The sequence below is a fragment of the Halobium salinum genome, from assembly GCF_026586625.1.
Taxonomy (GTDB): domain Archaea; phylum Halobacteriota; class Halobacteria; order Halobacteriales; family Haloferacaceae; genus Halobium; species Halobium salinum.
In genome coordinates, this window is record NZ_JAODIW010000008.1 from 600,694 (window position 1) to 615,469 (window position 14,776).

General features: G+C 69.4%; 17 protein-coding genes. 8 read left to right on the plus strand and 9 right to left on the minus strand.

Annotation, left to right across the window (positions count from 1 at the left end):
• The first annotated feature begins 70 nt into the window (after positions 1-70).
• The 6 genes from N5095_RS15190 to N5095_RS15215 all read left to right on the plus strand — a co-directional run bounded on the left by N5095_RS15190 (position 71) and on the right by N5095_RS15215 (position 6,362).
• The gene (locus N5095_RS15190; protein ID WP_267623829.1) at positions 71-1,198 is read left to right on the plus strand and encodes a metal ABC transporter substrate-binding protein; all 1,128 of its coding nucleotides are present in this window, start codon (positions 71-73) and stop codon (positions 1,196-1,198) included.
• Positions 1,195-1,935, plus strand: a complete 741-nt coding sequence (locus N5095_RS15195) for a metal ABC transporter ATP-binding protein (protein WP_267623830.1) — start codon at positions 1,195-1,197, stop codon at positions 1,933-1,935. Before N5095_RS15190 ends, N5095_RS15195 begins: the two co-directional genes overlap by 4 nt.
• Positions 1,936-1,937: 2 nt before the next feature.
• A complete protein-coding gene (locus N5095_RS15200) occupies positions 1,938-2,804 on the plus strand; it encodes a metal ABC transporter permease (RefSeq protein ID WP_267623831.1) in 867 nt (288 codons plus the stop codon).
• A 73-nt stretch (positions 2,805-2,877) separates the two neighbouring features.
• Positions 2,878-4,197, plus strand: a complete 1,320-nt coding sequence (locus N5095_RS15205) for an MFS transporter (protein ID WP_308203543.1) — start codon at positions 2,878-2,880, stop codon at positions 4,195-4,197.
• A gap of 96 nt (positions 4,198-4,293) precedes the next feature.
• On the plus strand, positions 4,294-4,944 hold the full coding sequence (locus N5095_RS15210) for a hypothetical protein (RefSeq protein WP_267623832.1): 651 nt from the start codon (positions 4,294-4,296) through the stop codon (positions 4,942-4,944).
• An 89-nt stretch (positions 4,945-5,033) separates the two neighbouring features.
• Complete coding sequence (locus tag N5095_RS15215) at positions 5,034-6,362, plus strand: DUF7405 family protein (protein WP_267623833.1); 1,329 nt, start codon at positions 5,034-5,036, stop codon at positions 6,360-6,362.
• 18 nt (positions 6,363-6,380) lie between these two features.
• Here the strand turns inward: N5095_RS15215 and N5095_RS15220 are convergent, their stop codons facing one another.
• The 5 genes from N5095_RS15220 to N5095_RS15240 form a co-directional block, all read right to left on the minus strand.
• The gene (locus N5095_RS15220) at positions 6,381-6,794 is read right to left on the minus strand and encodes a 2Fe-2S iron-sulfur cluster-binding protein (protein ID WP_267623834.1); all 414 of its coding nucleotides are present in this window, start codon (positions 6,792-6,794) and stop codon (positions 6,381-6,383) included.
• Complete coding sequence (locus N5095_RS15225) at positions 6,794-8,344, minus strand: DASH family cryptochrome (protein WP_267623836.1); 1,551 nt, start codon at positions 8,342-8,344, stop codon at positions 6,794-6,796. Before N5095_RS15225 ends, N5095_RS15220 begins: the two co-directional genes overlap by 1 nt.
• Before the next feature lie 569 nt (positions 8,345-8,913).
• The gene (locus N5095_RS15230; protein ID WP_267623837.1) at positions 8,914-9,795 is read right to left on the minus strand and encodes a formyltransferase family protein; all 882 of its coding nucleotides are present in this window, start codon (positions 9,793-9,795) and stop codon (positions 8,914-8,916) included.
• A complete protein-coding gene (locus N5095_RS15235) occupies positions 9,792-10,859 on the minus strand; it encodes a polysaccharide deacetylase family protein (protein WP_267623838.1) in 1,068 nt (355 codons plus the stop codon). Before N5095_RS15235 ends, N5095_RS15230 begins: the two co-directional genes overlap by 4 nt.
• A gap of 408 nt (positions 10,860-11,267) precedes the next feature.
• The gene (locus tag N5095_RS15240) at positions 11,268-11,462 is read right to left on the minus strand and encodes a cold-shock protein (protein WP_267623839.1); all 195 of its coding nucleotides are present in this window, start codon (positions 11,460-11,462) and stop codon (positions 11,268-11,270) included.
• A 181-nt stretch (positions 11,463-11,643) separates the two neighbouring features.
• Between N5095_RS15240 and N5095_RS15245 the strand changes: the two genes are divergently transcribed.
• Positions 11,644-12,270, plus strand: a complete 627-nt coding sequence (locus tag N5095_RS15245; RefSeq protein WP_267623840.1) for an Hcp family type VI secretion system effector — start codon at positions 11,644-11,646, stop codon at positions 12,268-12,270.
• 134 nt (positions 12,271-12,404) lie between these two features.
• On the opposite strand, the gene N5095_RS15250 is transcribed toward N5095_RS15245, so the two are convergent.
• Together N5095_RS15250 and N5095_RS15255 are read right to left on the minus strand one after the other, a co-directional pair.
• Positions 12,405-12,599 carry a cold-shock protein gene (locus N5095_RS15250; RefSeq protein ID WP_267623841.1) on the minus strand — a complete coding sequence of 65 codons (195 nt, stop codon included), beginning with the start codon at positions 12,597-12,599 and terminating at the stop codon, positions 12,405-12,407.
• A 234-nt stretch (positions 12,600-12,833) separates the two neighbouring features.
• Complete coding sequence (locus tag N5095_RS15255) at positions 12,834-13,319, minus strand: histidine kinase (protein ID WP_267623843.1); 486 nt, start codon at positions 13,317-13,319, stop codon at positions 12,834-12,836.
• A 186-nt stretch (positions 13,320-13,505) separates the two neighbouring features.
• Here N5095_RS15255 and N5095_RS15260 point away from each other — a divergent pair, with 186 nt between their 5' ends.
• A complete protein-coding gene (locus tag N5095_RS15260) occupies positions 13,506-14,000 on the plus strand; it encodes a hypothetical protein (RefSeq protein WP_267623844.1) in 495 nt (164 codons plus the stop codon).
• Between the two features lie 33 nt (positions 14,001-14,033).
• On the opposite strand, the gene N5095_RS15265 is transcribed toward N5095_RS15260, so the two are convergent.
• Entirely contained in the window at positions 14,034-14,348 is a 315-nt protein-coding gene (locus N5095_RS15265) for a DUF7521 family protein (RefSeq protein ID WP_267623846.1), read from the minus strand.
• Positions 14,345-14,689: an ArsR/SmtB family transcription factor gene (locus tag N5095_RS15270; RefSeq protein ID WP_267623847.1), complete on the minus strand. Its 345-nt coding sequence runs from the start codon at positions 14,687-14,689 to the stop codon at positions 14,345-14,347. Before N5095_RS15270 ends, N5095_RS15265 begins: the two co-directional genes overlap by 4 nt.
• Between the last annotated feature and the right edge of the window lie 87 nt (positions 14,690-14,776).

The following is a 14,776-nucleotide window of genomic DNA, read 5'->3' on the forward strand; positions in this document are numbered from 1 at the left end:
GCGACTCGTTGTTAACGCTCGAGATAGAGGTAGCAAGACCTATTAACTTTGAACTTCGAGTTAACAATATATGCAACGGACCCGACGAGGGTTGCTCCTCGGTGCGGCGGCGGTCGCGACGAGCGCGGTCGCCGGCTGTCTCGGCACGTCGAGTACGAACTCCGGGTCGGACGACGGCGACGACACGATACAGGCGTCGTTCTTCGTCGTGTCCGACTTCACGAGCCACGTCGCCGCCGGACGGACCGTCCGGAACCTCGTCCCGTTCGGCCAGCACGGCCACGGTTGGGAACCCGGACCGGACGTTCAGCGGGACGTGCTCGACGCCGACGCCTTCGTCTACGTTGGCGAGGGGTTCCAGCCGTGGGCGGACAAAATCGTCCGGAACGTCCGGAACGACGACGCCGACGTGAGGGTCATCGAAGCGTGGGAGGGAATCGACCTGTTGGGCGCCACGGAACACGATGACGGTCACGACGGCCACGAGGAGGACCACAGCGACGAGGGGAGTCACGACGGGAGCGAGAATCACGAGGAGGGCCACGACGACGGCGAGAACCACGACGGCTCCGCGAACGAGAGTCACGGCGACCACGACGGTCACGAGAACTCCACGGCCGAGAGCCACGAAGGGAGTCAGGAGGAGAGCCACGACCACGGGTCGAAAGACCCGCACTTCTGGCTGGACCCGGACCGGGCCAAGCAGTCGGTCGACAACATCGCCGACGGTCTGGCCGAGATGGACCCCGCGAACGAATCGACGTACACGGAGAACGCTGACGGGTTCAAGCAACGACTCACCGAACTCGACGAGACGTACGAGGAACGCCTGTCCGGGCGGGCGAAGGACACCGTCCTCGTCGCCGGGCACAACTCGTTCAGGTACCTGGGTGAGCGCTACGACTTCCACGTCGAGGCGCTGACCGGCCTCGCACCCGACGCCGAACCGACGCCGAAGGACGTCAGACGGGCGCAGTCGGTCATCGACGAGCACGACATCGAGTACATCCTCGCGCCGGTGTTCGAGTCGGACCGCGCCGCGACACAACTCGTCCGGGAGACGGACGCGACGGAGGCCCTCCCGCTGACGCCGGTTCCGAGCCTCACCGAGGAGTGGCGGGCGGAAGGATGGGGGTACGTCGACGTGATGGAGAACGTGAACCTGCCGTCGCTGGCGAGAGCGCTCGGGGCCGAATGAGCGTCCTCGAACTCGACGACGTGACGTACGCTTACGGGGAGCAGACGGTCGTAGAAGACGTGTCTATGGACGTCGAGCCCGGGGAGTTCCTGGGACTCGTCGGCCCGAACGGCTCCGGAAAGACGACGCTCCTGAAGCTCATGCTGGGCTTACTGCGCCCCGACCGGGGGTCGGTCACGCTGTTCGGTCGCCCGGCACACGAGTTTGCCGACGGAACTCGCGTCGGTTACGTGTCGCAGGGGGCGACGGGGGGGACGGCCGGGATGCCCGTCACCGTCCGCGAGGTCGTCACGATGGGTCGCTACCCACACGTCGGCCTCGGACGGTTCGGGAAGCGGGACACCGACCGGGTCGACGAGGCGCTCGCGACCGTCGGCGTCGCGGACCTCGCCGGGCGACGGTTCTCGACCCTGTCGGGAGGCCAGCAGCAGCGCGTCGTCATCGCGCGTGCGCTCGCCGCGGACGCGGAGTTGCTGGCCCTCGACGAGCCGACGGTCGGCGTCGACGCCGAGTCGCGGGAGGCGTTCTACGACCTGCTCCGGGAGTTGAACCGGGACGGTCTGACGGTACTGCTCGTCGAACACGACATCGGCGTCGTGACGGCGTTCGCCTCGCGGGTCGCCTGTATCAACCGACGGCTGTTCTTCCACGGGGACGCGCTCGACTTCTCCGAGAGCGACGCGCTCCGACGGGCGTACGGGGCGAACCAGCAACTCCTCGACCACCACCACCACTGACCATGCTCCCCTTCGCTCAACTCGGCGGGTTCGTGACGGAGATGCTCGGCTACCCGTTCATGCAGCGGGCGTTCGTCGCGGGCGTCTGTATCGCCGTTGTCGCGCCGCTCGTCGGGTCGTTTCTGGTCCACCGACAGCTCGCGATGATCGGCGACACGCTCGCACACACCGCCTTCGCGGGCGTCGCCGTCGGAATCTTCCTGAGTAGCCTGCTCGCGACCGAGGTCTCCCCGAACCTCACGGCGCTGGTCGTCGCGGTGGCGGCGGCACTGCTCATCCAAGTGCTGTCCGAGCACACGGACGTCTACAACGACGTGTCGATGGCGGTCGTTCTCACCGGCGGGTTCGCCGTCGGAACCGTCCTGATAAGTCTCACCAGCGGCGGCATCGCGGTCAGCATCAACCAGTATCTCTTCGGGAGCCTCTCGACGCTGACCCGCGGCGACGTGGAGATTCTGGCCGTGCTCAGCGTCATCGTCGTCGCGTCGGTGCTGGTCACCTACCGGAAGCTGGTGTACGTGACGTTCGACGAGTCGGCCGCGCGAATCGCCGGGTTCGACGTTCGCCTGCTGAACCGCCTGCTCGTCGTGCTGACCGCGATGGTCGTGGTCGGTGCGATGCAGATGATGGGCGTCATCCTCGTCGCGGCGATGCTGGTCGTCCCCGTCGCGGCCGCGACGCAGCTCGCGCGGAGTTTCAAACAGTCCGTCGTGCTCGCCATCGTCGCCGGCCAGGTCGCCGTGCTCCTGGGGACGACGCTCTCCTACACCTACGGCGTCGCCGCCGGCGGCACCATCGTCCTCGTCGCCATCGGCGTGTACCTCGGCGCCGCCGTCGTGAGCCGCCTCGGCGTCGCCCGGATGGGGTGAGTCGGCGGGTCCGGGGTAGCGACCGCGACGGCTACCGCCCGAGTTATCCCGGGTCCGGCCGTCGGCATCGACGATGAAGGAGGGTGGCGGGAGCGGCGAGACCGGCGATGTGGTCGGCAGCGAGCCGACCGAGTCGGCGCCGACGACGACCGCCGACGGCCGCTGGCGCGCGCTCGCCCTGCTCTCGGTCGCCGAGCTGTTCGCCATGTCGCTGTGGTTCAGCGCCTCGGCGGTCGCCCCGGAGCTGGCCGCCCGCTGGGGGCTGAGCGGCGCCGAGACCGCCTGGCTCACCACCGCGGTCCAACTCGGCTTCGTCGCCGGCGCGCTCGCGTCCGCCGCGTTCACCCTCTCCGATACGGTCCAGCCCCGCATCCTGTTCGCCGCCTCGTCGGTCGTCGGCGCGGCCGCGACGGTCGGCGTCGCCGCCGTCGACGCGTTTCTCCCCGCCGTCGCCCTGCGCTTTCTCACCGGCGTCGCCCTCGCCGGGGTGTACCCGCCGGGGATGAAGGTCGTCGCCGGCTGGTTCCGCTCGGGCCGAGGGCTCGCCATCGGCACCCTCGTCGGGGCCCTCACCGTCGGCTCCGCCCTGCCACACCTGCTGCGGGCGCTCGGGGCCGTGAACGGGGAGTCGACCGCGACCGCGGCGACCGGAGTCGCCGACCCGCGACTCGTCCTGCTCGGCGCCGCCGCGCTGGCCCTCGTCGGCGCCGGCGTCGCCCTCCTCGTACGGCCGGGGCCGTACCAGTCGCCCGCGGCGCCGTTCGACCCGCGGGCGGTGGGTCGAATCCTCCGGGACCGCCCGACGATGCTCGCCAACGTCGGCTACTTCGGCCACATGTGGGAGCTCTACGCCGTGTGGACCTGGCTCCCCGTCTACCTGCTCGCGAGCGCCGAGGCGACCGCCGACCCGCTGGCGACGCCGCCCGTCCTCGCCCTGCTCGCGTTCGGGGCCATCGCGACGGGTGCGGTCGGCGCCGTGGCGGCCGGCCGCCTGGCGGACCGCTGGGGTCGCACGACGGTGACGAGCGCCAGCATGGTCGCGAGCGGGGCGGCGTGTCTCGGCGCCGGCGCCGCCTTCGGTGCTCCCGTCCTCGTGCTCGCACCGTTCGTCCTCGGCTGGGGGCTGGTCGTCGTCGCCGACTCCGCGCAGTTCTCCGCCTGCGTCACCGAGTTGGCCGACGGCGAGTACGTCGGCACGGCGCTCACCCTCCAGACGGCCTTCGGCTTCCTGCTGACCGTCGTCGCCATCCAGTCGGTGCCGGTCGTCGCCGGCGTCGTCGGCTGGCGCTTCGCGTTCGCCCCGCTCGCGGTCGGCCCCGCCGTCGGCACCGCCGCGATGCTCCGCCTCCGGCGCCGGCCGGAGGCCGTTCGGTTGGCGGGCGGCCGGGGATGAGTCGACTGCCGCGTCCACCGCGCCCAACAGCGGCCGCGTCGCGACCTGCGAGTGGCAACAAGGTTTTCGAAGGGTGGGAGTGATGGTGGAACCGGCATGAACGACCGACTGAAGAAGCAGGCACGCGATCAACTCGCAGACACCGTCGGCACGGCCGCCAAGCAGGCCGTGAAAGAGGTCGTCAAGGAGGCGGTACTCGAAGCGGACGCGGAGTCGGAGGCCGGAAAGAAGAGCAAGGGCGGCGGCGGCAGCAGCAGTCTCGTCCTGTTCGGCGCCGGCGTGGCGACCGGCTACGTCCTCTCCGGGCGCCGCGAGGAGCTGATGGAGGCCATCGAGGAGGCCGTCGCGGAGGTCGACGCCGACCTGCCCGAGGGGCTCCCGGACGACCTCGGGAACGCCACGACCATCGAGGTCGGCGACGGCGACGCGGACGAGGACGCGGACGCGTCGACGGACGACGGGGCCGCGGCGGACGAGACCGACGACGTGAGCGGCGACGAGAGCGGCGGGCGCTCGAAGTCCCCGCTCGCACTGCTGCTCGTCCTCATCGCCGTCGGGGCGATGTACATGCTGAAGAAGCGCGGTAACGACGACGACCTGCCGGACCTGGAGAGCGACTTCGGCAGCGACGACGAGGTCTCCGCGCCGTCGCCCGACGCCGGCGTCGACAGCGACGAGAGCGGGACGGCCGAGACGGACGCCGACGAGGGTGACGACGAGGACGACGAAGAGGAAGCGGAGGAGTAAGCCGTTCGACCGGGTGGAACCGCCGCCCGACCACCGTTTTCGGGTCCCGGACCAGAACCCACTTCCCCGGCCGTTCCCTAGCGACGGCGATGGGACTGCCACGCGCCTACGACGCCGACGAGGGGGACGAGTCGGCAACGGGGAGCGCCAGCGACGGTGGCCTCGGCCGGCGTGAGTTCGTGAAGGCCGCCGTCGCCATCGGCGGCGCGAGCGCCCTCTCCGCGTGTCTCGACCGCTTCGGGAGTCCGAGCGTGGCGACCGGCGTCGAGAACCCCGGGAGCCTCCCCGAGCGGCAGCACGCCTGGGACGACGTGCTCTCGCGCGACGACCACGGCAACGTCGTCCCGCCGCGCCACCACCTGCTCCTCCTGCTCGACTACCCGAGCGACGGCACCCCGGCCGCGTCCGACCGCGAGACGGTCGCGGGCGCCCTCGACGACCTCGAGCGCGCCTACGCCCGCGGCAACGACGGGTTGGTGTTCACGGTCGGCTACTCCCCCGCGTACTTCGAGCGGTTCGACGAGTCGCTGCCCGACTCGGTCGACCTCCCGGCCCCGCGGGCCCTCTCGTCGTTCGAGGACCCCGACCTCGACACGCCGGACGCGCTCGTCCACCTCGCGAGCGACCACGGGTCGGTCGTCCTCGCCGCCGAGGAGGCGCTGTTCGGCGCCGGGGAAGCCAACGGCGTGTCGGTTCGGAGCGTCGCCGACGTGTTCGAGCGGGTCGACCGACGAACCGGCTTCATCGGCGAGGGACTCCCGGCGAAAAATCAGGACGTGGACGGGATTCCCGACTCGAAGCCCGTCCCCGAGGAGGCGCCGATGTTCATGGGGTATAAGACGGGCTTCGAGAAGAATCAGGCGACGGAGGACCGCGTGACCATCGACTCCGGGCCGTTCGCCGGCGGGACGACCCAACACGCCTCGAAGCTCCACCTCCGCCTCGAGGACTGGTACGGCGAACAGGACGAGGACGACCGCGTCGCCGAGATATTCTGTCCGGTCCACGCCGCCGAGGGGAGGGTCGAGGGCGTCGGCGAGAATCTCGGAGACGACAACGGCGTCGGCGAGGACTGCGTCGAGAACGTCGAGGCCCACGCCCGCGAGTACGGCCGTGTCGGCCACGCACAGAAGGCCGCCCGCACACGGGAGGACGGCCGACCGGTCATCCTCCGCCGGGACTTCGACTCGACCGACGGCGGGCGAGCGGGCGTCCACTTCGTCTCCCTCCAGCGAGGAATCGGCGACTTCGTGAAGACCCGCGAGGCGATGAACGGGAGCGACCTCACCGACGCCCCCGCGGTCAGCCAACGGGTGAACAACGGTATCCTCGAGTACATCTTCGTGAAGCACCGCGGGAACTACCTCCTCCCGCCGCGGCCGCTCCGGGCGCTCCCGCCGGCGGACCCGAGCGCGTGACGGGGTCCGCTCCGACTCTTATGCCGAATCCGACTCCCGTCCGCCCCAGACCCGTTTCTCCGGGATACGGACGGTGAGGTCGCGGTCACAGGTCAACTGACAGGAGAGTCGCGGGTAGCCGAACCGGTCCGCGAGGCGGTCGTGCCAGTGGTCGGCCTGGGGTGGGTCGGGGTCGTCGCCGTCGCTCGCCGCCTCGAATCGCACCCCACAAGTCGCACACAGCCCCCGACCGCCGCAGTTCGCCCGCTCGGCGACCGGGGCGTACGGCGAGTAGCCGGCCGCGAGCAGCGCCTCGCGGAGGTTCGCGCCGCGTGGGACCCGGAGGTCGACCGGCCCCCGACCGCGGAGGTCGTCGACGACCGTGAGTCGGACGGTGTCCTCGTCCGCTCCCCCGTCCCCGGATTGGGGGTCGGGCGAAGCCTCCTCCGACATCAGTCCTCGCCCCACCCGTCGACCGCGTCGGGGTCGACCATCGGTTCGGGGTACGTCTCGCCGAGCGTCACGCCGGCGTCGGCGAGCGTCGCTTCGTCGGCGGCCCACGGCTCGTGGGCGGCGTCGGGGTCGGCCGCGGCGAGACTGGCGAGTTCGGGCACCCAGTGGGCGACGTACTCGGCGTCGGCGTCGTAGTTGTGTGCCTGCCACAGCACGTCGAACGACCGGTCGCGAGAGTCGTTGCCGACGCCGGCGACGTACGCCCAGTTGCCGTAGTTACTCCCCGGGTCGTGGTCGGCGAGCCGCGTCTCGAAGTACGCCGCCCCCCAGCGCCAGTCGACGCCGAGGTCGTTCGCGAGAAAGGAGGCGACGTTCTGGCGCCCCCGGTTCGACATGTACCCCGTCGCGTTCAGTTCGCGCACGTTGGCGTCGACGAACGGGATGCCGGTCTCGCCGCGCGCCCACGCCCGGAAGTCGGCCTCGGCGCCCTCGTTTCGGCGCCACTGGAGGTCGTCGCGCCCGCGGATGCCGCCCGGCCGGAACAGCGTCGCGCCGTGCTTCGCGGTCTGGAAGGCGAAGAAGTCCCGCCATCGGAGTTCGAACACGAGCCAGTACGTCGAATCGTTGGCGACGCGCTCGGCCTCGTAGCGTTCTACCTCCTCGTACACCCGCCGCGGCGAGAGACAGCCGGCGGCCAGCCACGGAGAGAGCTTCGAGGAGTAGTCGGCCCCGAGCAATCCGTTTCGGGTCTCTTTGTACTCCCGCAAGCGGTCGCGCTCCCAGACGTACTCCGCCAGTCGCTCCAGCGCGCGGGTCTCCCCGCCGACGAAGAGGAGGACGGCCCGGTCGTCGGCCGTCTCGTCGTCGGTCGTCTCGGCTTCGACGCGGTCCGCGCCGTCCGGTTCGGGCCACCGGTCGAGACGTTCGCGTTCGTCCCCGTCGGCGGCGCCGAGCAGGTCCGTAATCGTCGGGAGGTCGCCGACGTCGACCGGCCCCGGAAGCGATGGCGGCGACGGCTCGGCGACCGTCTCGCGCACCCGGGAATCGTTCTCGACCGACTGCTTGAACGGCGTGAACGTGTCGTCGACTCCTTCGACGCCCGAGGGGAGGTCGTCGACGTGGTGGAGGGTGTGCGTCCAGTGGGTCTCGACCGCGACGCCGTCGTCGGCGAGGGCGTCGCGGACGCGGCGTTCGATGGCCCGCTCCTCCGGCGCGGGGTGAGTAGCGAGGTGGACGGTGTCGGCGCCGACGGCGTCGGCGAGGGTGGAGAGCGCCGTCGCGGCGTCGCCGTCGCGGACGACGAGGTCGCTCCCGCGCTCGCGGAGCGACGCACGCAGGTCCGCGACCGATTCGCGGAGGAACCGGGCTCGGTGTGTGCCGCACTTGCGGTACGTGAACGACGCCGGCCCGCCGTAGTCGGCCGCCCCGAACCAGTAAGGGTCGAAGACGTAGACGGGGAGGAGTTCGTCGGCGTCGGCCGCGGCCGCGAGCGTCGGGTTGTCGTGGAGTCGAAGGTCCGTCCGGAACCAGCAGATGGCGGTGTCGGTCATGGGGAGAGCGGCGGACGCGAGTCCGTCGTCGACAACGCTTAGGACCGAGCCGGCTTGGCCGCTGTGGCTCGGCGGCCGGGCAGAGGTAACCCCGGGGCCGGGAGACCCGAGACCCTCGAATTCGGACGGTAATGGGCGCATAACCATACCGATAGGAGCCGTCGAACCGAGTGCAGGCGTCGCCCGGGTGGGGGAGTCCCAAGGACTCTTTCCGGTCGACGCCACGTATTCCCTCGTCTCCACGGGGTGGTCCGCTGGGTTGTGTGGGACCGCCTCCCGAGACGTTCTCCGAACCGTCCGAGCCGCGGCTCGGAGTCGGTCGCCTCCGCGAGCGACGAAGCGGTGCGACTGTACTGACCGTTCGTGAGCGTGTCCACGTGAGACGACGGCCGACGACTGACCCGCCGCGAGCGACTGCGTTACCGGACGTGGCAGTCGGAAGACTCCGGGAACACAGAGGGAAGAAAGAGAGAGACGAAGGGAGGAGGAAACGAAAAGAGGAGACGACGGACAGAGAGGGAGCGAAAAGAGAAGACGAAGGAGAAGGGAAACCGACCGCTCGAGCGCGCTCAGTTCTTCACCGGCGAGCGGCGCCGACCCGTCCGGAGCGCGCGTAGCTGTCGGCGGACCAACCCACGCGCCGTCTTGAGCAGGTAGGTGGCGACGGGGCGGCCCTTGGGCAGGGTGTAGAGGTCACCCAGCTCGTCCGGTTCGAGCGGCGACACCGACGGGTCCTCGACGTTTCGGACGGCCTGTGCGAGCATCCCTTCGGAGCGCTCGAAGAGGCGGCGGCGCACCTCCGGCCAGGTGTCGGCGTCGTCGATGGCGACCTGTTCGAGGACGACTATCTCCCCGCCGTCGAGCGTCTCGTTGAGCCGCTGGACGGTGACGCCGGCGGTGTCCTCGCCGCGGACGTACTCCCAGAACCCCATCGGCTGGCCGCGATACTTCGTCAGGTCGCCGTGGTGGTAGCTGAGCACGCCGTGTGTCGGCGCCGACAGCGCGTCACCGAGCAGGATGCCGAAACCGAAGCGAATCGCGATGTCGGCCTCGCGTAGCTCCTCGACGGCGAACTCGGGGAGGTCGTTGCCGAAGGACTCGCGAGGCACCGGCTCGCAGTAGGTCCGCGTCGCCCCCGCGAGCGCCGGAATCTCGTCGACGTGGACCGAGCCACCCGAGCGGTCCTCGTCGAGGACGCTGTGGGCCGCCGCGACCGGCGCCCACTCGCGGAGCTTCTTCACGCGACGGAGCGAGTCGACGACCGACCGGTCGTGCTCCGCCTCGCTGATGACGAGGTGCGTGACGGTCGCGTCCGTCTCGGCCACCATCCGCTCGACGGCGGCGGCGGCCCACCCCGGGAGCGTCTCCCCCGGGAGGAGGAGGTGGACCGAGCGCACGTGGGCGGTCCCGTCCCCCTCGGTCGTCTCGTTCGTGACTTCTGTCCCGTTCATGAGTCCGTCCCCCCGTCGGTCGCGGTGCGCCGCAGCTCCTCGCCGGCGGTGTCGACGGTCCGTTCGGCGAGACGGGTCGGCGTCCCGTCCGAACCGGTCGCCGCGTCGTCGCCCGTCAGCCTGACCGGGAGCCGACCGTCGCGGGCGCGCTCGTTCAGCTCTTCCATGGTCAGCAGTTCGATGCGACCGGCGTCGGCCTGTTCTCCCAGCCACCCGAGGAACGCCGCGATGCCGACCCACTGCTCCTCGTTGGCCATGTCGTGGAGGTGACACCAGAGGTGGAGCGGTTCGCCGGTCTCGATAGCCTCCTCGACGCTCCGCCTGAGCGTCCCGAGGTGGTGACGCTGGCGCTGGCTGGTCGAGAGGGGAAGATACCGGAGTGCGGGGTGTGTCTCCTCCTGTCCCTTCGGGAGGAGCGAGGAGATGAGCGAGGCCCGCTTCGAACAGTAGGTGAACACGATTCCGTCGCGGTACTCGAGCGACATCCCATCGTGGGTGCCGAACAGGTGGTCGGAGAACGTCCGCAGCGGCGACTGCTCGGGGGGCGTGCGGGCCATCCGGACGATCTCAATGCCGGCCGCGCGGAGGGCGTCGGTCGGCGGCGTGTGGTGACGCGGCGGGACGAACGAGACGGTGCGCTCGCCGAGGTCGCGCTCGTGAACCGCCTGTGCGAGTTCGAGGTCGCGTCGGACGGTGTCGGCGTCGAACCGACTGCAGTCGATGTGTGAGTACGAGTGCGTGCAGATTTCGTGGTCGACGTCGGTGGCGGTCATCGCCCGGACCATGTCCGGCGCGTAGAACTCCGGGTTCCGTTCGGCGTCGGTCCCGGGGTCGGCGTCGAACCAGTCGGGCGAGCAGTGGTCGCCGTGGGTCCCGTCACAGGACGCCTCGAACAGGTGGCCGACCACGTCGAAGCTGAACGGGACGCCCGCCTCGTCACAGCGCGCCAGCAGGCGGTCGAAGAACTCGGACTCGGCCCGGCGGCCCGGACTGATTCGTTCCTCGTCCATGTCGTGGACCCCCCACGCAAGCTCGACCTCCATGCTCAGTGTGACGACAGTCATGGACACCGAAACGAGCGGTGCGGATAAAAAGCGGTCTCACCGTTCACGTCGGTATGGAGCCGTTACCGCGGATTCGAGCGTCGAGGGCCCGAAGGCGCGGTCGGGTAACCGAACGCAACCTGGCTGCCGGCGGGCGGTACCGAACACCCGAGCCCTTTCGGCGCCGAACGGCCGAGACCGCGGTGGCAGCAGGAAACGGCCGAACGACCGAGACGAGCGGGGAGAAGGCCGGGAGGGGCTCGGTAGGACGTGTCGGCGGTGGGTCGGCGACGAGAGGCGGGCCTCGGTGAGCGTCGTCGACCGAGGACTCGGCGGGCATCGTCGGCTGGGTCGACCGAAGCCGTCGCTTGCCGGTCGGTTCGAAAGAAAACGGGAGTTCGTTCGGTGCCGATTCGGGCGGTGAGCGCCTTACAGGCGCTGCAGGTTCGTCGCGCGCGGGCCCTTGTCGGCCTGCTCGATGTCGAACTCGACTTCCTGACCCTCTTCGAGGTCCGGACCGCCGACGTCCTCCATGTGGAAGAACACGTCCTCGTCCGCATCGTCCGTCGAGATGAAACCGTAGCCGCCAGTGTCGTTGAAGAAGTCAACCTTCCCTTTCGCCATTGCCTCTGGATACAATCGGAGTACACGGATAACCCTTGCGGGATTGGTCTGTGCATGTCAACGGGCGTATCACCCGGTGGCGAACGGTCAGTCCGTACAGACCGCCCTGGAGCGCGTTCCGGGCGACAGAAGACCCATAATCCCGTGGAGCGCTTATTTCTCTCCGTCGCCTTCTCTCCTCGTGACAATCGAGACACCCACCCGGCGAGAGTTCATGGTGTACACCGGCGGTGCGACCGCGGCCACGGGGCTCGCGACTCCCGTCCGGGGGGCTCCCGGCGGCGGCACGGGCCGCTCCGCGGCGCTTCCCGTCGGTGGCACGGGACTACAGATCGGACAGAACAGCACGGGGTACTTCCTCGACGTGCCCGACGTTCCGGGGGAGTCGACGGACAGCGCCCACAGAGACGAGATCGACGTCCTCGCGTGGAGTTGGGGGATGCGAAGAGCTGTCGACGCCGGTACGGGCCGATTGAGCAAACCGGAGTACGATACCCTGTTGGCCACGAAGTACGTCGACCGGTCGACGACGGAGTTGATGCGTCGCTTCGTGGACGGAACCGTGATACGGGAGGACGTGCGACTCAGCGCCGCCGCCCCGGTGGGAGAGAGCCGAGTCGACTACCTGACCGTTCTCCTCTCCAACGTGCTGGTCGTGTCACACGACGTGTCGACCGTCGAAGGCAGTGGTCCGGTCGAGGTCGTCGGTCTCGCCTTCGAGGCCGTCGACGTCACGTACCGGCTCTTCGGGGCCGGCGGGAGCGTGATAGAGGACCGCAACACCGTCTGGGAGACGGCGACCGGATGAGGCGACTCGCGGCCGGGATGGATGCCACTCGAGGCGTGAGTCCGTCCGACCGGCGACGACAGCGGTCGCTATCGGGTCAGGTTCTCGCTAAAATCGTGGGGTCCGTCGGCCGCGGATGCGGCGTCGAGACGTGTTTACAGACGCTGCAGGTTCGTCGCGCGCGGGCCCTTGTCGGCCTGCTCGATGTCGAACTCGACTTCCTGCCCCTCTTCGAGGTCCGGACCGCCGACGTCTTCCATGTGGAAGAACACGTCATCGTCCGCATCGTCCGTCGAGATGAAACCGTAGCCGCCAGTGTCGTTGAAGAAGTCAACCTTCCCTTTCGCCATTGCTCTTGAACACAGCAGAGGACGAGGTATAAGGCTTGTGCGAGACGCGCTACCTCGGAGGTAGGACCGCGGCGGGTTCCGTTCCGCGGGTTCCGCACTCGTAATTCGGTCGGGTCACCGGTTCCAACTCCCTATCGGTCCGCAACGACCGCTTATCCTCCTGGAAACCGCCGAGCCAGCAGTTGTTGTCCTCTCCACTTACTGTCAAATATAAATTGCTTTGGGTCAGGCAAATCACAGCCCTTCGAGGAAGTAGAAGGTGCCCCCGAGCACTGCGCCGTAGATGAGATGCCACGCGAGCAGGGAGGCGGTGACGTTCGGAATCGTCTGAGTCGAGAGGCCGACGGCGTCGAGCCAGATGGGCATGATGGTCCCCGCCGCGAACACCGCGAGCACGAGTCCGTAGACGACGCCCGCGAACACCGTCTTCCAGAACCAGTCGCTCACGCGGAACAGCCCGGGGTCGGCGAGGGTCGCGGCGAACAGCAGGCCGAACAACGTCCCGTGAACGAGGTGGACCGCCCACCCGGCGAGCAGGCTCCCCTCGAACCCGTACAGACCGGCGATGGCGACCCTGAGCGTCTCCAGTTGGACGAGACTGATGGCGACACCCATCACCAGCGCGGCGACGAACCCCGCGACGGCACCGCCCCGCCAGGCCCACCGCGTCTCGAACGGCGACTCTCCCGCGACGTGTTTCTCCCGATGCAGGACTGCCATGGTCGTCTCCGGGCGCAACGCACACCCTATGATAGAGTTTAGCACTCCCGAGAGATAAGGCCGTTCGACGGCCGGTTGGTGAGTTCGACCGCGTGACGGGTCCCAAGCATCGAGGCCGGAACCGAAACGGGAGTCCCCGGACGGCACGACACCCACGCTCTTGGTCGCGCGCCGAGGAGGGGGGACATGCTCCGTAGGCTTCGCGAGACGGCGCCCGCCGGTCTCGTCCCGCTCGCGTGGACGTTCGCGACCGCCGCACACCTCGAACTCCTCGCCGTCCGGACGGTGCTCGCCGGCCACGTCGTCATGGACGTGCTGCTCCTCGCCTTCGCCGTCCTCTCGTGGGACGACATGCGCGACCACCTCGTGCTCCGAGCCTGGTTGGGCGTCATCGTCGTCGGATTCGGTGTCACGCTCGTCGGTACCTACGCGCTCGCGGTCGGGGACGAGAGCCTCGCTCGACTCACGGTGCTCGGCTGGATGCTCCTTCCCGCGCTCGCGCTCCTGTACACCGGACGTGTCCTCCCGGCGGCGGAGCGGGCGTCGCTCTACACGCTGGGCGGCGCGCTCTCCGGCGTCGGCGCCGTCGCGTTCGCCGTCGGCGTCGCACCGGTCGCCGCGCTCGTGGCTGTCGGCGTCGGTCAAACGCTGGGCATCCTCGTCGCGGTCGTCGAGTACTAACGGGCTCGCGTCGTGGTTCGCCGCCCTCGGCTCTCACATCCAGCGGACGGAGAGCACGAGGAGTGCCAACCCGACCGCGATAGTGACGCCCTCGACGGTCCGCAGGAGGAACAGTTCGCGGCCGACGGCGTGCGAACCGGGGTTGAGAAGAAGCTCGTAGGTGGCCTCGACGACGGTTCCGAGCGTGAGACACGCGAAGCCGCCGGCCGCGAGCAGCAGCGCTCGGGCCCGTTCGCGGCGGTAGGCCCGATACGCGACGGCGGAGAGGCCGGCGCCCACGAGGAACGTGAGCAGGTTCGAGGCGACGAACGCCCACAGCTCCGGGGACTGACCGGCGTGTGTCGTCACGACGACCCTCCGAGCGACCGCCACAGCCTGGCGAACTTATCGTCGTCCCGGCGGACCTCGACGTCCACTCGGAACTCCCCGTCCTCGACGGTGAACGTGATTCGGTGGAGGCTGGTCTCGTAGGAGCTGTAGTGGTCCCCGTCGTCGGCCACCTCGGTCCGCTCTTCGAGGAACCCCTGCCCGGTGAGTTCGTCGGTGCGTCGGTACACTGTCGCGAGCGACACGCCGACCTCCGCCTCGAACTCGTCGACGGACATCGGCTCCCGGGACGCCAGGGCGAGGATTTCGCGCGCGTCCTCGCTGTCGATAGACTCGACGACTGACTGGGGGTCGGGGTCCATCCTGCTGTGCTCGTCAACCCGGCCCAGCCCCATGACGCTTGTCGCCACCGTCGCGTTCGCAGTCGTTGCGAACGCGGCCCCGATTGA

Bases quoted from the DNA above. Each gene is read 5' to 3' on its own strand.
- N5095_RS15190 (WP_267623829.1), top strand. From the start codon at position 71: ATGCAACGGACCCGACGAGGGTTGCTCCTCGGTGCGGCGGCGGTCGCG.
- N5095_RS15195 (WP_267623830.1), top strand. From the start codon at position 1,195: ATGAGCGTCCTCGAACTCGACGACGTGACGTACGCTTACGGGGAGCAG.
- N5095_RS15200 (WP_267623831.1), top strand. From the start codon at position 1,938: ATGCTCCCCTTCGCTCAACTCGGCGGGTTCGTGACGGAGATGCTCGGC.
- N5095_RS15205 (WP_308203543.1), top strand. From the start codon at position 2,878: ATGAAGGAGGGTGGCGGGAGCGGCGAGACCGGCGATGTGGTCGGCAGC.
- N5095_RS15210 (WP_267623832.1), top strand. From the start codon at position 4,294: ATGAACGACCGACTGAAGAAGCAGGCACGCGATCAACTCGCAGACACC.
- N5095_RS15215 (WP_267623833.1), top strand. From the start codon at position 5,034: ATGGGACTGCCACGCGCCTACGACGCCGACGAGGGGGACGAGTCGGCA.
- N5095_RS15220 (WP_267623834.1), bottom strand. From the start codon at position 6,794: ATGTCGGAGGAGGCTTCGCCCGACCCCCAATCCGGGGACGGGGGAGCG.
- N5095_RS15225 (WP_267623836.1), bottom strand. From the start codon at position 8,344: ATGACCGACACCGCCATCTGCTGGTTCCGGACGGACCTTCGACTCCAC.
- N5095_RS15230 (WP_267623837.1), bottom strand. From the start codon at position 9,795: ATGAACGGGACAGAAGTCACGAACGAGACGACCGAGGGGGACGGGACC.
- N5095_RS15235 (WP_267623838.1), bottom strand. From the start codon at position 10,859: ATGACTGTCGTCACACTGAGCATGGAGGTCGAGCTTGCGTGGGGGGTC.
- N5095_RS15240 (WP_267623839.1), bottom strand. From the start codon at position 11,462: ATGGCGAAAGGGAAGGTTGACTTCTTCAACGACACTGGCGGCTACGGT.
- N5095_RS15250 (WP_267623841.1), bottom strand. From the start codon at position 12,599: ATGGCGAAAGGGAAGGTTGACTTCTTCAACGACACTGGCGGCTACGGT.
- N5095_RS15255 (WP_267623843.1), bottom strand. From the start codon at position 13,319: ATGGCAGTCCTGCATCGGGAGAAACACGTCGCGGGAGAGTCGCCGTTC.
- N5095_RS15260 (WP_267623844.1), top strand. From the start codon at position 13,506: ATGCTCCGTAGGCTTCGCGAGACGGCGCCCGCCGGTCTCGTCCCGCTC.
- N5095_RS15270 (WP_267623847.1), bottom strand. From the start codon at position 14,689: ATGGACCCCGACCCCCAGTCAGTCGTCGAGTCTATCGACAGCGAGGAC.